The 17,671-nt window shown below is 64.8% G+C and carries 14 protein-coding genes and 3 pseudogenes; 8 read left to right on the top strand and 9 right to left on the bottom strand.

What is annotated here, in order from left to right; all coding sequences use genetic code 11:
• Positions 1 to 4: 4 nt before the first annotated feature.
• A complete protein-coding gene (locus M0765_RS04040; RefSeq protein WP_258502163.1) occupies positions 5 to 925 on the bottom strand; it encodes a LysR substrate-binding domain-containing protein in 921 nt (306 codons plus the stop codon).
• A gap of 99 nt (positions 926 to 1,024) precedes the next feature.
• Here M0765_RS04040 and M0765_RS04035 point away from each other — a divergent pair.
• Positions 1,025 to 2,235: pseudogene (locus M0765_RS04035) on the top strand (pyridoxal-phosphate dependent enzyme).
• 30 nt (positions 2,236 to 2,265) lie between these two features.
• Positions 2,266 to 3,249 carry a Bug family tripartite tricarboxylate transporter substrate binding protein gene (locus M0765_RS04030; RefSeq protein ID WP_258502162.1) on the top strand — a complete coding sequence of 328 codons (984 nt, stop codon included), beginning with the start codon at positions 2,266 to 2,268 and terminating at the stop codon, positions 3,247 to 3,249.
• 52 nt (positions 3,250 to 3,301) lie between these two features.
• On the opposite strand, the gene M0765_RS04025 is transcribed toward M0765_RS04030, so the two are convergent.
• Entirely contained in the window at positions 3,302 to 3,610 is a 309-nt protein-coding gene (locus tag M0765_RS04025; protein WP_126746989.1) for a hypothetical protein, read from the bottom strand.
• 195 nt (positions 3,611 to 3,805) lie between these two features.
• Between M0765_RS04025 and secA the strand changes: the two genes are divergently transcribed.
• The 6 genes from secA to M0765_RS04000 are packed head-to-tail and all read left to right on the top strand — an operon-like array spanning position 3,806 to position 11,193.
• The gene (gene secA / locus M0765_RS04020; RefSeq protein WP_258502161.1) at positions 3,806 to 6,598 is read left to right on the top strand and encodes a preprotein translocase subunit SecA; all 2,793 of its coding nucleotides are present in this window, start codon (positions 3,806 to 3,808) and stop codon (positions 6,596 to 6,598) included.
• Positions 6,599 to 6,626: 28 nt separating this feature from the next.
• Entirely contained in the window at positions 6,627 to 7,856 is a 1,230-nt protein-coding gene (gene argJ, locus M0765_RS04015) for a bifunctional glutamate N-acetyltransferase/amino-acid acetyltransferase ArgJ (protein ID WP_258502160.1), read from the top strand.
• The gene (locus M0765_RS04010; RefSeq protein WP_258502159.1) at positions 7,853 to 8,728 is read left to right on the top strand and encodes an ATP-binding protein; all 876 of its coding nucleotides are present in this window, start codon (positions 7,853 to 7,855) and stop codon (positions 8,726 to 8,728) included. The genes argJ and M0765_RS04010 overlap by 4 nt, the downstream gene beginning before the upstream one ends.
• Positions 8,725 to 9,174, top strand: coding sequence for a (deoxy)nucleoside triphosphate pyrophosphohydrolase (locus tag M0765_RS04005; RefSeq protein ID WP_258502158.1), 450 nt, complete (start codon positions 8,725 to 8,727; stop codon positions 9,172 to 9,174). The genes M0765_RS04010 and M0765_RS04005 overlap by 4 nt, the downstream gene beginning before the upstream one ends.
• 51 nt (positions 9,175 to 9,225) lie before the next feature.
• The gene (locus tag M0765_RS29145) at positions 9,226 to 9,699 is read left to right on the top strand and encodes an acyltransferase family protein (RefSeq protein ID WP_342455965.1); all 474 of its coding nucleotides are present in this window, start codon (positions 9,226 to 9,228) and stop codon (positions 9,697 to 9,699) included.
• 15 nt (positions 9,700 to 9,714) lie between these two features.
• Positions 9,715 to 11,193, top strand: a complete 1,479-nt coding sequence (locus M0765_RS04000) for an acyltransferase family protein (protein ID WP_342455964.1) — start codon at positions 9,715 to 9,717, stop codon at positions 11,191 to 11,193.
• A 21-nt stretch (positions 11,194 to 11,214) separates the two neighbouring features.
• On the opposite strand, the gene M0765_RS03995 is transcribed toward M0765_RS04000, so the two are convergent.
• The 7 genes and pseudogenes from M0765_RS03995 to M0765_RS03965 all read right to left on the bottom strand — a co-directional run bounded on the left by M0765_RS03995 (position 11,215) and on the right by M0765_RS03965 (position 17,667).
• Positions 11,215 to 11,436 carry a DNA gyrase inhibitor YacG gene (locus M0765_RS03995; RefSeq protein WP_258502157.1) on the bottom strand — a complete coding sequence of 74 codons (222 nt, stop codon included), beginning with the start codon at positions 11,434 to 11,436 and terminating at the stop codon, positions 11,215 to 11,217.
• A gap of 29 nt (positions 11,437 to 11,465) precedes the next feature.
• Positions 11,466 to 12,222 (bottom strand): annotated as a pseudogene (gene zapD / locus M0765_RS03990) (cell division protein ZapD).
• A 27-nt stretch (positions 12,223 to 12,249) separates the two neighbouring features.
• Entirely contained in the window at positions 12,250 to 13,266 is a 1,017-nt protein-coding gene (locus tag M0765_RS03985; RefSeq protein WP_258502156.1) for a hypothetical protein, read from the bottom strand.
• A gap of 25 nt (positions 13,267 to 13,291) precedes the next feature.
• Positions 13,292 to 14,785 (bottom strand): MBOAT family O-acyltransferase, encoded by a 1,494-nt coding sequence (locus M0765_RS03980; RefSeq protein WP_274708861.1) that lies wholly within the window; start codon positions 14,783 to 14,785, stop codon positions 13,292 to 13,294.
• A 74-nt stretch (positions 14,786 to 14,859) separates the two neighbouring features.
• Positions 14,860 to 15,461, bottom strand: a pseudogene (coaE, locus tag M0765_RS03975) (dephospho-CoA kinase).
• A gap of 11 nt (positions 15,462 to 15,472) precedes the next feature.
• Complete coding sequence (locus tag M0765_RS03970; protein ID WP_258502154.1) at positions 15,473 to 16,438, bottom strand: prepilin peptidase; 966 nt, start codon at positions 16,436 to 16,438, stop codon at positions 15,473 to 15,475.
• On the bottom strand, positions 16,438 to 17,667 hold the full coding sequence (locus M0765_RS03965; protein ID WP_157615544.1) for a type II secretion system F family protein: 1,230 nt from the start codon (positions 17,665 to 17,667) through the stop codon (positions 16,438 to 16,440). The genes M0765_RS03970 and M0765_RS03965 overlap by 1 nt, the downstream gene beginning before the upstream one ends.
• Positions 17,668 to 17,671 lie beyond the last annotated feature (4 nt).

Here is a 17,671-nt window from a genome sequence, read left to right as displayed (position 1 = left end):
TGGGTCAGCGCAGGTAGCGCTGGATGCGTTTTTCGTCTTCCGCCAGTTGCCGGCGCATGAGTGACAGAAAGTCGCGGGCGGTGGTCGAAAGCACCTTGCCCGCGGGCATGGCCAGCACGCATGAAAAGAACACGTCGACCGAGAGCCGGCGCACCACGAGGCCGCGTTCGGCGTAGTCGAGCGCGGTGATCGGGTTGACGAGCCCCACGCCCAAGCCGCGCAAAGCCATCTCGCACACGCTGGCCGCGTAGGGCGTTTGCACCATCACCCGGAGCGCGACGCCGCGTTCGGCAAGCGCGGCTTCGAGGCCGCGGTGCGAAGGGTCTTCGGGGTTCAGCGCCAGGAAAGGCACTTGCGCGAGCTGCTCCGGCTCGATGCGCTTGAAGCGCGCCAGTGCATGGCCCTGCGGCATCACGACCACACCGGGAAAGCGCGCGAAGGTCGAATGGTCGATGCCTTCGAGCGACAGTTCGTCGGCCATCAGGCCGAAGTCTGAAATACCCTTGGCCACGCGGTCGCGCACGTCCTTGGAGCTGAGCACCTGCAGCGACACCTGCGGCCACGGGCTGTCGCCGCGCTGCGCTTTCAGGCGCTCCAGCGCACGCGGCATGAAGCCCAGCCCAAATGCCGGATAGCAGCTGAGTTCAAGCTGGTTGGTGCCGAAGTCGCGCAGGCTGCGCATGCGGTGCTCGATGGCTTCCATGCCGATGAAGACCCGCTCGACTTCCGTCAACAGCGCGCGTGCCTCGGGCGTGGGCACCAGCCGGCCCCCGGTGCGCTGGAACAGCACCATGCCGGCCTGCGCCTCGAGCCGCTTGAGCGACTGGCTGATGGCGGGCTGCGTCACATGCAGCAGCGCCGCGGCCTTGCGGGTGGAGCCGGCGCGCATCAGGGCGCGGAAGGTCTCTATTTCGGCGAAGCGCATCGATAAGTTTTCTTATCGCTTGAGTATTTCAAGCTAGATGATTTTATTTGCAGATGCCTAAGATTTAGGCACGACTTCCTACCCAAGACCGCCTGACACATGCCCGCGCCCGTAATGCACTTCAAGTTCGCCTCGCCTTCCGAGCCGCCCACCGATTCGCCGGGCACCGCGCGGGCGCGACCGCCGCAGCCGGTGAGAAACCCTGGCTTGCAGGGCTTTCGTTGCCTGCGCTGCGAGGCTCCTTATTCGCTCACCCTGGCGAACGACGGCTGCCCGGCCTGCCGTGCCACGGGCGTCCACGCCGGCTTGCGTGCCAGCTATCTGCCCGACAGCGGCGGCCCGCTGCCCATGCCTTACACGCCAGGTTTCACGCTGGGCGAGGGCGGCACGCCGCTGCTGGAGATGCCGGACCTGGCGCGCGAGTTCGGCGTGGCGCGCCTTGCGCTCAAGGACGAATCGTCCAACCCCACCGGCTCGCACAAGGACCGCATGACGGCCGTGGGCGTGGCCCAAGCGCTGGACTTCGGTGCCCACACGCTGGTGCTGGCCTCGTCGGGCAATGCCGCGATTTCCGCGGCGCACTATGCGTGGGCTGCGGGCCTGGGCTGCGAAGTGGCAACCTACGAAGGCCTGCCGGCAGCCTATGCAGGGCAGCTCGACGCCCTCGGTGCCCGGCGCTACACCTTTGCAGACAACGCTGGCCGCTGGGCGTTTGTGCGTGAGCGCTCACAGCATGCGGGCTATTTCGCGCTGACGAACTACCGCCTGCCCGCATTGGGCAGCGCGCCGCTGGCAATCGAAGGCTACAAGCCCATCGCCCTGGAGTGCCTGAACGAGGGCGGCCTGCCCGATCACATCGTGATTCCGACGGCGCGCGGCGACCTGGCGTGGGGTATCTACGCGGGCTTTCGCGACCTGCTGGCCGCCGGGCGCATTGCGCGCCTGCCGCGACTCTGGCTGGTGGAGCCGTTTGCGCGCCTCTCGCGCGTGCTGGCCGGCGGCGCACTCAATGGCGCGTATCCCGGCCACACCGCGCAGTTTTCCACCGCCGGCTCCACCGTGACCTTTTTGCAGTGGCAGGCGGCCGTCGCCTCCGGGGAGGCGCGGTGGTGGTCAGCGACGACCAAGCCCGCGCTGCGCGGCAGAAGCTCACGGCGGCCGGCGTGAGTGCCGAGCTCTGCGCCGCGGGCGGACTGGACGCCGTTCGCCAACTGCGCGAAGGCGGCGCCATTGCGGGCGATGCCCACGTGGTGCTGATGCTCACCGCCAACGCCTCGCGCGACCCAAGCTGGCCGGACGAGGCCGCCTGAGCTCCCTAGTTACCCAAAGGAATCGAAACCATGCAAGCAATGCAACGCCGCGCCTTCCTGGCTGCCGGTTCGGCCGCTCTCTTCAGCGCCACGGCGCAGCGCGCCTGGGCGGCCTTTCCCGACAAGCCCATCAAGCTGATCGTGCCGTGGGCGGCGGGCGGGAGCACCGACGCCATTGCGCGCGCCATGGCGCAGCGCATGAGCCAGACGCTCGGCAGCACGGTGATCGTCGACAACCGGCCCGGAGCGGCCGGCCAGATCGGCACCGAGGCGGCGGCCAAGGCCGCGCCCGACGGCTACACGCTGGCCATTGTCGAGTTGCCGCACGCCATTGCGCCCGCGGTAACGGCGCGGTTGCCCTACGACCTGCTGCGCGACTTCACGCCGGTGACGATGATCGGCACCTCCCCGCTCGTGTTCTTTGCGGGCATGGACGACGACAGTCGCGACTTCAAGACCTTCATCAAGACGGCTGCTGCCCGACCGATGCCGCCGGCCATTGCGCACAGCGGAGCCGGCACGGTGAGCCATCTGGCGGCCGAGCTGCTGGCGAGCCGCACCAAGATCAAGTTCAACATGGTTCCGTACCGCGGATCGGCGCCGGCGCTTACCGACGTGGCGGCGGGTACGGTGGGCGGGCACTTCGCAACGCTGGCCAGCGGCTCCATCTTGATGGGTGCCAACCGGATCCGCCCGCTTTTGGTGACGAGCGCGCAACGTGTGAGCCTTCCGGGGCTCAAGGAGGTGCCCGCGCTGGCGGAAAGCGGACTCAAGGGGATGGAGATCGACCAGTGGTGGGCACTGGTTGCGCCCGCTACCACGCCACTGGAAGTGATCGAGCGGCTGCGGCGCGAAGCCATCGCTGCGCTGGACCATCCGTCGGTGAGGGAGCGCATGACGTCCCTCGGCGTGCAACTGAAGGGTTCCACCACGGGCGAGTTGCGTGCTTTCATGCGTGCGGAGGCCGAGCGCTGGCAGAAGGTGGCACACGACATCGGGCTTCAACCGCAATAGACGCGATGGGGATGGCCTGGGCGGCGGAGGCCCGGTCGGCCGCCTTTTTCTTTCAGCGCCCGGATTGGACTTTGATCCGGATCGTGTTCACGTCCCAGCCCCGGTTTCGCAGCCGGGTGACCAGCATGGGCGACAGCTGGCGCAACTTGGCGGCCGCGGCGCTGCCGTTGACCAGCAAGCACCACACATCCCCCTCGGCCGGGCCGGCCTGCACGGCCGGGCGCATGGCCGGCGGGATCAATCCCTCGACCGCCCGCAGTCGGTCGCCGGAGTCGCGCGCGCGCGCAATCAGGCTCGCCAGGGTCGGCGAACCTTCGGCGGCCTGGTGCAGCGTGACGGGCGGGACGGAGCGGCGATTCATGGGTAATCCGGAGGGTGGAACAAGGGCAGCTAAAATGCCCGGTTTGCCGACGCTTGCGCCGGCAGATCCGGTCTGGAGCCGCTTGCTTTCTTCGAGGCTTGCATTCGAAGAAGGCGCGCCCAACTGCTTTCACCATATCTTAGGGAATCCGGTCGCAGTGCCTGTTGTGTCAGGTGCACGCCCATCTCCACGCCAATGGCAACCAACTTCCTGACCCAGATTTTCGGCAGTCGCAACGACCGGCTCCTCAAGCAGTATCGCAAGACGGTGGAGCGCATCAATGCGCTGGAACCCGAATTCGAGAAGCTCACCGACGACGGGCTGCGCGCCAAGACTCAGGAATTCAAGGACCGCATCGCCAAGGGCGAAACCCTCGATGCCCTGCTGCCCGAAGCTTTTGCCACGGTGCGCGAAGGCTCCAAGCGCGTCATGAAGATGCGCCATTTCGACGTGCAGCTGCTTGGCGGCATGGCGCTTCACAACGGCAAGATCGCCGAAATGCGCACCGGCGAAGGCAAGACGCTGACCGCCACGCTGCCCGTGTACCTGAATGCCCTGTCGGGCAACGGCGTGCACGTGGTCACGGTGAACGACTACCTCGCCAACCGCGACGCCCAGTGGATGGGCCGCCTGTACAACTTCCTGGGTCTTACGGTGGGCATCAACCTGCCGCAGATGCCGCGCGAGGAAAAGCAGCAGGCCTACGCGAGCGACATCACGTACGGCACCAACAACGAATACGGCTTCGACTATCTGCGCGACAACATGGTGTACGAGCCGGGCGACCGGGTTCAGCGCGCGCTGAACTACGCCATCGTCGACGAGGTGGACTCCATCCTGATCGACGAGGCGCGCACGCCGCTGATCATCAGCGGCCAGGCCGAAGACCATACCGAGCTCTACCTGGCCATCAACAAGGTGGTGCCGCTGCTGACCAAGCAGGAAGGCGAAGCCGATCCGCGCACGGGCGAAGGCGTCACGGTGCCGGGCGACTTCACGGTCGACGAGAAGACGCACCAGGTGTTCCTGACCGAAGACGGCCACGAGAAGGCCGAGCAGCTCTTGAGCGAATTCAAGCTGCTGCCCGAAGGCGCCTCGCTCTACGACCCGGCGAACATCACGCTGATGCACCACCTGAACGCCGCGCTGCGCGCACGGCACCTGTATCACCGCGACCAGCATTACGTGGTGCAGCAGGGCGAAGTGGTCATCGTCGACGAATTCACCGGCCGCCTGATGACGGGCCGCCGCTGGAGCGACGGCTTGCACCAGGCCGTCGAAGCCAAGGAAGGCGTGCAGATCCAGGCCGAGAACCAGACGCTCGCCTCGATCACCTTCCAGAATTACTTCCGCCTGTACGGCAAGCTGGCCGGCATGACCGGCACGGCCGACACCGAGGCCTACGAGTTCCAGGAAATCTACGGTCTCGAGACCGTCATCATTCCGCCGAACCGCATCAGCAAGCGCGAAGACCAGCTCGATCGCGTCTACAAGACCACGCGCGAAAAGTACGAAGCGGCCATCCAGGACATCCGCGAATGCTACGAGCGCGGCCAGCCGGTGCTGGTGGGCACATCGTCGATCGAGAACTCCGAAATCATCGACGGCCTGCTCACCAAGGCGGGGCTCCCGCACCAGGTGCTCAACGCCAAGCAGCATGCGCGCGAAGCCGACATCGTGGCGCAGGCCGGCCGCACGAAGATGATCACCATCGCGACCAACATGGCGGGCCGCGGTACCGACATCGTGCTGGGCGGCAACATCGAGAAGATGATCGAGGCGGTCGAGAACGACGAGTCGCTCGACGAAGCTGCCAAGCAGGCCGAAGTGGCACGCATCCGCGCCGAGTGGACCAAGGACCATGAATTCGTCAAGTCGCTCGGCGGCCTGCGCATCATCGCGACAGAGCGCCATGAGTCGCGCCGCATCGACAACCAGCTGCGCGGCCGTTCGGGCCGCCAGGGCGACCCGGGTTCTTCGCGCTTCTACCTGAGCCTGGACGATCCGCTGATGCGCATCTTTGCGGGCGACCGCGTGAAGGCGATCATGGATCGCCTCAAGATGCCCGACGGCGAAGCCATCGAAGCGGGCATTGTCACGCGCAGCATCGAAAGCGCGCAGCGCAAGGTCGAGGCGCGCAACTTCGACATCCGCAAGCAGCTGCTCGAATACGACGACGTGTCGAACGACCAGCGCAAGGTGATCTACCAGCAGCGCAACGACATCCTCGACGCAGCCGACCTCACGGCGCAGATCGCGGCGCTGCGCGAGGGCTGCTTTGTCGACCTGGTGCGCCAGTACGTGCCGGCCGAATCGGTCGAGGAGCAATGGGACCTGGCGGGCCTGGAGAAGACGCTCTTCAACGAGTGGGGCATCGACATGCCCTTGAAGAGCGAAGTCGAGGCCGCCGAGGCCGTGAGCGACGAAGACATCGTTGAAAAGGTGGTGAAGGCCGCCAACGACACCTTCGACGCCAAGGTGGCGCTGATCGGCCAGGAGAACTTCACCCAGTTCGAGCGCATGGTGCTGCTGCAGAGCATCGACACGCACTGGCGCGAGCACCTGGCTTCGCTCGACTACCTGCGCCAGGGCATCCACCTGCGCGGCTATGCGCAAAAGCAGCCCAAGCAGGAATACAAGCGCGAAGCCTTCGAGCTCTTCGGCCAGCTGCTCGATTCGGTCAAGAACGAAGTCACGCGCCAGCTGATGACGGTGCGCGTGCAGTCGGGCGAGCAGCTCGAGCAGGCGGCGGACGCGCTCGAGAGCCGCGGCGAAAACGTTTCGAACATCACCTACAGCGCGCCGACCGAAACCGGCGAAGTCGAGGTTCGCCTCGACGAAGAAAACCAGCGCCGCATCGCGGCCGCGGGCTTGGGGCTGGGCACGCTCAGCGCCGAGGCGGCTGCCTTTGCGCGCGTCGGCCGCAACGACCCGTGCCCCTGCGGCAGTGGCAAGAAGTACAAGCAGTGCCACGGCAAGCTCAGCTGACCCAGAAAACTCCGGAAGAGAAACCTCCATGCCCGTGAACCTGTCCGCTCCTGATCCTGCCGCCTTGTTCGCGGTGCCCGGCGTCCGCATCGGCGTGGCCGAAGCGGGTGTGCGCAAGGCCAACCGCAAGGACCTGACCGTCGTGCTGATCGACGAAGGCTCGGCGGTTGGAGGCGTGTTCACCCAGAACCGTTTCTGCGCGGCGCCGGTGCAGGTCTGCCGCGACCATCTGGCGGCCAACTACGGCATTCGCGCCATGGTCATCAACACCGGCAACGCCAACGCCGGCACGGGCGAAGACGGCTTGATGCGCACGCGCTCCACCTGCATCGCACTGGCGCGCCACCTCGAAATCGCGCCCGAGCAGATCCTGCCGTTCTCGACCGGCGTGATCATGGAGCCGCTGCCGGTGGATCGCATCGAAGCCGGCCTGCCCGCCGCGCTGGCTGACGCTTCGGAGAACCACTGGGCGCGTGCGGCCGAAGGCATCATGACCACCGACACGATTCCGAAGGCGTTCAGCCAGCAGGTCCAGGTCGGCGGTGCCACGGTCACCATCACCGGCATCAGCAAGGGCGCCGGCATGATCCGCCCGAACATGGCGACCATGCTCGGCTTCATGGCCACCGACGCAAAGATCGACCCGTCGCTGATCCAGCCGCTGGCCAAGCGTCTGGCAGACGCTTCGTTCAACCGCGTGACCATCGACGGCGACACATCGACCAACGACTCGTTCGTGGTCATCGCGACGCAGAAGGCTGCGCACGCAACCATCACCTCGCTGGAATCGGCAGAGGGCCAGGCACTCGTGGCTGCCATGCAGAACGTGGCGCGCCAATTGGCTCAGGCCATCGTGCGCGACGGCGAAGGCGCCACCAAGTTCATCACCATCCAGGTTGAGGGCGGCCGCAATCCGGAAGAGTGCAGGCAAGTGGCTTATGCCGTGGCGCATTCGCCGCTGGTGAAGACCGCTTTCTTTGCGAGCGACCCGAACCTGGGTCGCATCCTGGCGGCCGTGGGCTATGCCGGCATTGCCGACCTGGATCAGACAGGCATCGACTTGTTCCTGGACGACGTGCACGTGGCGGTGAAAGGCGGGCGCAACCCGTCGTACCGCGAAGAAGACGGCCAGCGCGTGATGAAGCAGAGCGAGATCACGGTGCGCATCGGCCTGGGCCGCGGCAACGCGAGCGAAACGGTGTGGACCTGCGACCTGAGCCACGACTACGTGACCATCAACGCCGACTACAGGTCATGAATGAGCAGTTCCAGAAGCTGATCGAGCGCGCCGAGCAGCTGATCGGCCGCATCGAATCGATCTTGCCGCAGCCGCTGGCTGCACCTGCCGACTGGAACGCGTCGATCGCTTGGCGCTATCGGCGCCGCAGCTCGGGCCATGGCGTGCTCGAGCCGGTGAAGCACGTGGCCGCAATGGCGCTCGATTCACTGAAGGAAATCGACGTCCAGAAGGAAAAGATCGAGCGCAACACGCGCCAGTTCGTCGAAGGCAAGCCGGCCAACAACGTGCTGCTGACCGGCGCGCGCGGCACGGGCAAGTCGTCGCTCATTCGCGCATGCCTCCAGGCCTATGCGCCGCAGGGGCTGCGCCTGATCGAAGTCGACAAGGCCGAACTGACCGACCTGCCGGACATCGTCGAGGTGGTGTCGCAGCGGCCCGAGAAATTCATCGTGTTCAGCGACGACCTGAGCTTTGACGAAGGCGAGCCGGGCTACAAGGCGCTGAAGTCGATCCTGGATGGCTCGATTGCGGCGGCCACGCCCAACGTGCTGATCTACGCGACCAGCAACCGGCGCCACCTGCTGCCCGAATACATGAAGGACAACCTTTCGTACACCCACACCGAGGACGGCGAAGTGCATCCGGGCGAGGTGATCGAAGAGAAGATTTCGCTGTCGGAGCGCTTCGGCCTATGGGTCAGCTTCTACCCATTCAGCCAGAACGAATACCTGGCCATCGTTGCGCAGTGGCTGTCGTCCTTCGGTGTGGGCCAGGCTGCCATCGAGGCGGCACGCCCCGAGGCGCTGGTCTGGGCGCTCGAGCGCGGCTCGCGCAGCGGCCGCGTGGCCTACCAGTTCGCGCGCGACTACGCCGGACGGGCCAGCGCATGAGCGCGCAGCCGCAACCCGGGGGCCGCAAGCACACCGAGGTGGCCGTCGGCGTGCTGATCCGCGTGGCCGACGACGCGCTGCTGCTGTCGACTCGTCCCGAGGGCAAGGCATACGCCGGCTTCTGGGAGTTTCCGGGCGGCAAGATCGAGGCGGGCGAAACGGTCGAGCAGGCGCTGCGGCGCGAGCTGCAGGAAGAACTCGGCATCACCATCGGGGGTGCCGAGGTCTGGAAGATCACCGAGCACGACTACCCGCATGCGCTGGTGCGGCTGCACTGGTGCAAGGTGACGGCCTGGAGCGGTGAATTCGAAATGCGCGAAGGGCAGGAAATGCGCTGGCAGCAGCTGCCGCTGGACGTGACGCCCGTGCTGCCCGGCGCGATGCCGGTGCTTGAATGGCTGGCCGAGGAGCGCGGACTTCCTCATGCCGCCGGGTCGGCCGCGTAGGCCTGCCCAAAACAATCAGAACCGCCACAGCGCGTTCAACGACTCCAATAGATGCTACATCCCAAGTACCGACCGGACATAGACGGCCTGCGTGCCATTGCCGTGGCCTCCGTGGTGATCTATCACGCGTTTCCGGGTGTGCTGCCCGGCGGTTTCATCGGTGTCGACATCTTCTTCGTGATCTCGGGCTTCCTGATCTCGACCATCCTCCTGCAGAGCCAGGTGGCCGGCGACTTCAGCTATCGCGACTTCTACGCCCGGCGTATCCGGCGCATCTTCCCAGCCCTGATCCTGGTGCTCTTGGCCACCTTGTGCTTCGGCTGGTACATGCTGCTGTCCGACGAGTTCGCGCAGCTGGGCAAGCAGGTCACGGGTGGCGCGGCCTTCTTTGCCAATTTCGTGTTCTGGGCGGATGCGGGCTATTTCGATACCGCTGCGGAAACCAAACCGCTGCTGCATCTGTGGTCGCTTGGCATCGAAGAGCAGTTCTACATTTTCTGGCCAGTGCTGCTGGGCGTGGCTTAGCGCCGCCGCTGGCCGATGATCCGCGTGATCCTCGCGATTGCGGTGGTGTCATTTCTCGTCAATGTGCTCACGATCCATCCGTTTCGCACCGCGGCTTTCTATTCGCCGGCTTCGCGCTTCTGGGAGCTGATGGTGGGCGGCATTCTCGCGTGCATGCGTCTGAAGCCCGCTGCGCCGAGCCGCTTGCGCAGCCATGTGCAGTCCTTCGTCGGTGTGGGCCTGCTCGGACTGGGGCTTGTGATGATCCGCGGCGACAAGGCCTTTCCCGGCTGGTGGGCGTTGCTGCCCACGCTGGGGGCGGTGAGTTGCATTGCGGCCGGCCCCACGGGCTTCCTGAACAAGTACCTGCTCTCGAACCGCGTGATGGTGTGGATCGGGCTCATCAGCTATCCGCTCTATCTGTGGCATTGGCCGCTGCTCGCTTATGCGCGCATCCTGAGCGATGGAATGCCGTCGCTGCCAGTACGCGCGGGGGCGGTCGTCGCGAGCGTGGTGCTGGCCTGGTTGACCTATCGGTTCGTCGAGCGCTACACGCGTACGCGCACCAGCCCCGGTCTGCTGCGCTGGCTTGCTGGCTTGGGCATTGCGCTCGTGGTCTTGGGCCTGGTGGTGTTCTCTGGCGTGCTGCAGCCGCGCCATCACGACATTCGTCTGCAGCAGATATCGGAGGCAGCCGCGGACGTGGGCTACTACGACGATTTCAAGAACTACGAAATCGGGCGGCATCTGCTCTACCGGGTGGGCAAGGGTCCACGCAAGAGCCTGCTGATCGGCGACAGCCATGTGCAGCAATATGGTCCTCGCGCTGAGGAGCTCGCGCGCACGGTGCCCGACAAGGCCAACACCATCTACTTCGCGACGCAGGGGTCTTGCCCGCCGATTCCCGGTGTTTATGCCGACGCGAACATAGGCTGCGCCGAGCGGCGCACCGCGGTGCTGGAATTTGCCCGCAGCCCCGAGATCGACACGGTGGTGATCGGCGGGTGCTGGAACTGCTACTTCATCGCCGGCGGCGCGCCGGGCTATTACTTCCGTGATGCGAGCGGCGCGGCGCATCAGTTCCGCGGCGGCGACGGCATGGCGCTGGCATTCGACTCGCTCGGCCAGCTGCTGCGCGAACTGTCGAGCAAGGGCAAGAAGGTCTATTTGCTGCTCGACATTCCCGTGAGCCCCGATTTCGAGCCGAAGCGTCTGCTGGAAGGCAGCCGGCTCGCATCCATGAAGGTGACGAGCTCGATGCCGACGCTGCCGATACTGCAGGACCAGCGCGAACTGAACGACAAGCTGCGGCAGATAGGCATTGCGAGCGGCGTGGAGGTGATTGATGCGGTCGCCAACCTGTGCACGGCCGATGGCCAGTGCCTGCGCACCATGCCCGATGGCGCTCCCGCATACAAGGACGCCGGCCATCTGCGGCCCAAGTACACGCGCTCCTTCGCGACTTACATGGACCGCGCGTTGCTGAGCGACGGCAGCGCAGCGCTGAAGAAATAGCGCGGCGGCCGCCGCAGCCAGCTACTGCTTCAGCTTTGGATCGCCGAAGGGTTCGTCGTCCGGCGGCTCTTCGGCGGGCATCCTGAATTCTTCGTTGGCCCATGCGCCGAGGTCGATGCCTTTGCAACGCGCGCTGCAAAAGGGCCGATAGGGGTTGCTGGCGGCGTAGATGCTGTCGCCGCCGCAGGCCGGGCAGCGGACGATCCGCTCGCCGATGTCGTTGTGGGTCCTGCCGTTGCTCATGGCGTGTGTGTCTTGGCGCGCTGCTGCGCTCAGGCGCAGAGCGTGAGTTCGAAGGCGGCGTCTTCCGTGCTCTGGTGCAGGCGGTCGTCGGCCTCGTGGCGCATCATTCGCACCGAAACCATGAGCCGGTTGCCGCTGATTTCGGGCACCAGCCCGAGTGCCGGAGTCGATCCGCAGGCGCAGCAGCTGGAAGCTGCGCCCCTGCGGGAGGTTCTGCTGAAACTGCCCGTGGGTGGCGATCACCTTGTAGGGCACGTCGGCCTCGCGCAGCAGCTTGAGGAGCAGGTAGATCGATTCGGCGAGCGGCGCGAGCGTGCCCGACCAGCGCTCCAGGTCCGTGCGCCGGCTTGCCGTGCTGCGGTGCTGCCAGGCGTAGTACGCGGGCAGGTCGAACTCGCAAGTGCCGCCCGGAATGCCGGCACGGCTGCGGATGCTCATGAGCCACTCGTTTTCGGTCAGCGCCTGGCCGGCCTTGCCGGAGACGCTGTTGAGCGCCGCAAAATTGCGCTCGAGTTGGGTGACGACCTGGTCCAGCGCCGCCTCGGCGATCGCCGGGTTGCCACGGTAGCTGTTGAAGACGTTCTTGTGCTTTTCGAGATCGCGCATCACGTCGGCCTTGAGGTCGGCGCGCGCGGCAACGTCCATGATCTCGAAAATCGTGACCAGGGCGAAATGATGGGAGAGCGCGGATTCGGCGGGCACCAGTTCGCCGAGGCGGCGGAACAGATGCTCCAGCCTCAGGTAGGTCCGGATGCGCTCGTTGAATGGGTACTCGTAGAGGATCACGCGTTCGGGTTCATGTGAGGGACGAGTTCAAGGCGATTTCGCGGCCGCCGGGGTGGGCTGCACTTCACGTACAGCCTCCAGCATACGCTGACCGAAGAGCAGATAGCCGGCGGTGGAGACGTGCGTTTCGTTGGCAGGATACAAGTCCGTGATTTTGAAGCGGTTCTGCTCGGACAGTGTAAAAAGATCCGGCCCGATCTTCAGGTCGTTGAACGTGCTGCGGAACGCGGCGGCATGGTTCTGGTCAAGGTACACCGTGCTCTTGTTGGGCACGACCATCCAGATGACGCGCAGGGATGGCGCCATTTTTTCGGTGAACTTTGCCATGAAGGTGGCGGAGTCCGCGGTGAGCGGGTCCATCAACCGGTCTTCCGCGGTCATGAGCAATTTGTTGCAGGCGACGTGGCTGAATTGCTTGCAGCCGTCGGGCACCGTGCGTGCATCGATGAGAGGGCCCCAGCGGTCGGGTGTGTTGGTCCAGCTCTCGGAGCGTTCAATGGCTCGGGTATTGCGATAGGTCAGCCAGCCTCTCAGCAGTTCCGCGTCCCAATTCAGACGAAAGCCGGTAAGAGCAGGCTTGGACGGGTTTTCGAACGGAGGAGGCGAAGGCACGAACGGGCGCTTCATGCTTGCGCATTCCTTGGACTCCTCGATGCGCCCCTGGAGCAGGCGCTCGATGCTTTCGATGATGACAACCCTGCCCTTGAAGCCGGACTTGCGCACCCAGTCCGAAAAGTCGCTGCACATCGGCCCGGTCTTGTCCCAATGCGTGGTCGCAACGCGGTAGCCGGCGCCGACCAGCTCCGACTGCCAGGCATAGCGGACAGAAAAGCTGTCGCCGATCACGAGCACATCGGCTTCCTGGATCGGAAAAGCCTTGATGTTGGCGTCCGGAATGGGCGGGGGCGGATGGCGCCACCCGAATTCGCGCTCGGAAATTCGCCCGATGCGAGTCAGGTCGCCATAGGGAATCGGGGACAGCAGGCTGATGACCAGCAGCACGCAGCAGACGAGAAAGCCTGCTGCGAAGATGGCGAGCCACATGCGGGCCGGTTTCGTGTCTTCCATGTCAGAACTGGAAATAGAGGAAGGGACTGTAGTTGCCGAATTTCGACACGCACAGGCCGAAGAGGAAAACGCATCCCAACGCCGTCAGCGCTGTTGCAATGCGGTTGAGCGCGGGGCGCCCGGCCAGCGCGGCGACGGATGGAATCCAGCGGTCGAGCGTGATGGTCGGGGGCAGCGCCAGGCAGATGACGAGGCCGGCCAGCATGGTCTGGAAGAACTCGGGCTTGCGGAACGGCACCTTGAACTCGCCGAAAGCGCTGGGAATCACACCGTGCATGCCCAGCATGCCCTTGTAGATCTCGATGGCGGCCGTCATGCTGTCGGCGCGGAACACCACCCACGCAATCATCACGCACAGGAAGGTGATGAACCACCCGAGCGCGCGGCCGAGGCGCGACGAGCTTGTCTTGCCGCGCCGGACCGTGGCGTTCCAGAGATGGTTGACCATGAGGAAGAGGCCGTGCAGCGCGCCCCAGATCACGAAGGTCCATGCGGCGCCATGCCACAGGCCGCCCAGCAGCATGGTGAGGAACAGGTTCAGGTAGCGCCGGGCCGGGCCCTTCCGGTTGCCGCCGAGCGGCACGTAGAGATAGTCGCGCAGAAAATTCGAGAGCGAGATGTGCCAGCGGCGCCAGAACTCGATGATGTTGGTCGACTTGTACGGTGAGCGGAAGTTGAGCGGCAGCTGCACGCCCATGCACAGCGACAGGCCGACCGCCATGTCCGAATAGCCCGAGAAGTCGAAATAGATCTGCAGCGTATACGCAAGCACACCGAGCCATGCGGTGTACAGCGAGGGCAACACACCCTCGTGAACGCCCTTGAACATCATGTCCGCGTACTGCCCGAGCGGGTCGGCAATCAGCATCTTCTTGGCCAGGCCGAAAGTGAAGATGCCCAAGCCGAGCGCGATGTTGCGCGCGTTCACCCGGTAGGTAGCCGGGTTGCCGAACTGCGGCATCATCTGCGCGTGATGCAGCACCGGGCCGGCGATCAGGTGCGGAAAGTAGGTGACGAACAGCACGTAGTGAATGAAGCTGCGCTCATGCACCTTGCCCTGCCAGCAGTCGACCAGGAAGGCGATCTGGGTAAAGGTATAGAACGAGATGCCGATCGGCAGCACGATGTGCAGCAGCGGGATCTGCGAGAGGCCCGCCGCGGCCAGTCCGTCGTTCACGTTCGAAACGAAGAAATTGGCGTACTTGAAGATCGCGAGCACGCCGAGGTTGACCACCAGCGCAATGATCAGCAGGGACTTTCGCTTGCGCTCGTCGCGCCCTGGGGCGGGCGTCAGGCGCAGGCCGAACCAATAGTTGATGCAGATCGACGTCAGCAGCAGCGGAAGGGCCTTGACGCTCCACCAGCCGTAGAAGAACAGCGATGCCAGGGCGAGAAATCCGGCGGCGGGCCGGGCATTGCGCTTGCCGATCAGGAAGAAACCGATCAGGACCAGCGGAAAGAAGACAAAAATAAAGGGATACGAGTTGAAAAGCATCGCGGGGAATGGCACCCCGGTGGCGCCTTCTCTGTCTTGATCGTTGTGCAGCCGCTGCTGCGGCAAGTCTCGAATTATCGCGTGCCGGGCGAAGCCCACAGCTTCCAGAGACTCCGTACCTCTCGGCCGAGTTCCTCCAGGGAGAGCGACTCGTTGAAAATGACCGCATCCGCGGCCTCTCTGCGCAGCTTGCGCGGAGCCTGTTGGGCGATCACGGCGCGCACGGCGTCAGGCGTCCAGCCCGAGCGCGCGATGACGCGGCGCAGCTGCGTGTCCTCGGTCGCATCGATCACGAGCACCCTGTCGACGTTGGCGCGCCACCGGCCGGATTCGACCAGGAGCGGAACGTCGAAGACGACGGGGGCCTGCCCTGCGGCCGTGGCCATGCGTTCCGTTTCGGCGCCGATCAGCGGGTGGAGGATCGACTCGAGGCGCTTCCTGGCGCCGCTGTCGGCGAACACGAGCTGCCGCATGCCGGCGCGATCGAGGCCGCCATCCGGCGCAATCACGGAGTGGCCGAAGGCGGCTTCGATGGCGGGCATCGCAATCCCCCTGGTTCAGCAATGCGGCGCGCGATGGCGTCGGTGTCGACGAGCACAGCGCCCTCGGCGACCAGCAACGCCGCGACAGTGCTTTTTCCGCTCCCGATTCCGCCCGTCAACCCGATGCGCCGCATCACGCGCTTTTTCAACGGATGAATGGGCCGAGCGGGAAGGCGAAAGGAATCCACTGCCGCACGACGTCAGGGCCCGCGACGAGGCAGACCAGGCCCGCACCGGCGAGGAAGGGGCCGAACGCCATCGGAATGTCTTTGTGCGCCAGCTTGCCGACAAGCCGCAGCGTGAGGCCGATCACCGCGCCCACCAGCGAAGAAACCAGGACGATGGCGATGAGGTAGTCGGCCCCGAGCCATGCGCCCAAAGCAGCCAGCAGTTTGAAGTCGCCATATCCCATGCCTTCCTTGCCTGTGGCCAGGCGATAGCCATGGTACACAAGCCAGAGGCTCAGGTAGCCGAACACGGCGCCCCAGACCGCTGAACTCAATGCAACGCCAGTCCACCCCATGGCCGCGCCGATGAGTCCCAGCCAGAGCAGCGGGTAGTTGAGGGTGTCCGGCAGGAACTGCGTATCGAAATCGATCAGGAACTGGCACACCAGCAGCGCCGCGAACGCTGCCCAGAGTGCGCCGGTGGGTGTCAGGCCGAAGCGATAGGCGCAAAGGGCGAAGAGCGCACCCGTGATCAGTTCGACCAGCGGATAGCGCGGGCTGATGAACGTCTTGCAGGCGGCGCAACGCCCCCGCAGCACCAGGTAGCTCAGCACCGGAATGTTCTGGTACCACCGGATCTTGTGCCCGCAAGCCCCGCAGCGCGAAGCCGGCTGAGCCAGGTTGAAAGGCGGCAGGTTCTCGATGGCCAAGGCGGCCTTGTCGGCCGCTGCTTCGAGCCCTGCGGGAGGCGCTGATTTAGGCCCGAACACCAGCGTCCAGAGCGAAGGCGCATCCTTGGACGACATGAGATTGGCCACAGCGTCCGCTAGCCAACTGCGGTACATCATCACCGGGGTACGGTAGATCACCACGTTGAGGAAGCTGCCGACCAATAGGCCCAGCACGCCCGCCAAAGCGGCATCGAACTCCCGCGAAACCAGCATCAAACCACTTGGCCCAGCTTGAAGATAGGCAGGTACATCGACACCACGATGCCGCCGATGATCGTGCCCAGGAACACGATGATGATGGGCTCCATCAGGCTCGAGAGGCCGGCCACCATGTCGTCCACCTCGGACTCGTAGAAGTCGGCGGCCTTGCCCAGCATGTGGTCGATGGAGCCGGATTCTTCACCGATGGCCGTCATCTGGATCACCATCGAGGGGAACAGGTTGACGTTGGTCATGGCCGTGGTGAGGCTGGTGCCGGTCGAGACCTCTTGCTGGATCTTGGCCGTGGCGTCTCCGTAAACGGTGTTGCCCGAGGCGCCACCCACTGAGTCGAGCGCTTCGACGAGCGGAACGCCGGCGGCAAACATGGTGGCCAGGGTCCGGGTCCAGCGGGCCACGCAGGATTTTTCAATGAGAGTTCCGAAGATCGGAACGCGCAGCAATGCGCGGTCCATCACCCGCTGCACTTTTTCGTTGCGCTTCCAGGCCTGCAGGAAGAAGTAAATGCCGCCGCCAATTCCGCCGAAGATCAGCCACCAGTACGAGACGAAGAATTCGCTCATTGCCATCACGAAGAGCGTGGGTGCGGGAAGGTCCGCACCGAAGGAAGTGAACACCTGCTTGAACGCCGGGATTACGAAGATCATGATGATGGCGACCACCACAAACGCCACGACCACCACCGATGTGGGATACATCAACGCTGACTTGATCTTGGACTTGATCGCCTCGGTCTTTTCCATGTAGGTGGCAAGACGGTCCAGCAGGTCTTCCAGGATACCGGCGGCTTCGCCGGCCTCCACCAGGTTGCAATAGAGGTTGTCGAAATACTTCGGAAACTTGCGGAAGGCCGCCGAAAGCGAGGTTCCGGTCTCCACGTCGCTGCGGATGTCGTTCAGCAGCTTGGCAACGCTGGGATTCGCGTTGCCCCGGCCCACGATGTCGAACGACTGCAGCAACGGAACGCCTGCTTTCATCATTGTTGCCAGCTGGCGCGTGAAGATCGCGATGTCCTTGGGCTTGATCGTCTTGCCCGAGCGCATGCGGCGCTTCTTGATCTTGGATGCAAGAACGCCCTGGCGGCGCAATGCGGCCTGCACCTGGTTCTCGCCGGCGGCACGGAGTTCGCCGCGCACCAGCTTGCCGTTGCGGTCCTTGCCTTCCCACTCGTAGACAGATTCCTTGAGTGTGTTTGAAGTGCGCTTGGATGCCACTGTTGCCATTCGA

It is taken from the genome of Variovorax sp. S12S4 (assembly GCF_023195515.1).
GTDB lineage: Bacteria > Pseudomonadota > Gammaproteobacteria > Burkholderiales > Burkholderiaceae_C > Variovorax.
This window is presented reverse-complemented; position numbering and strand designations above follow the sequence as displayed.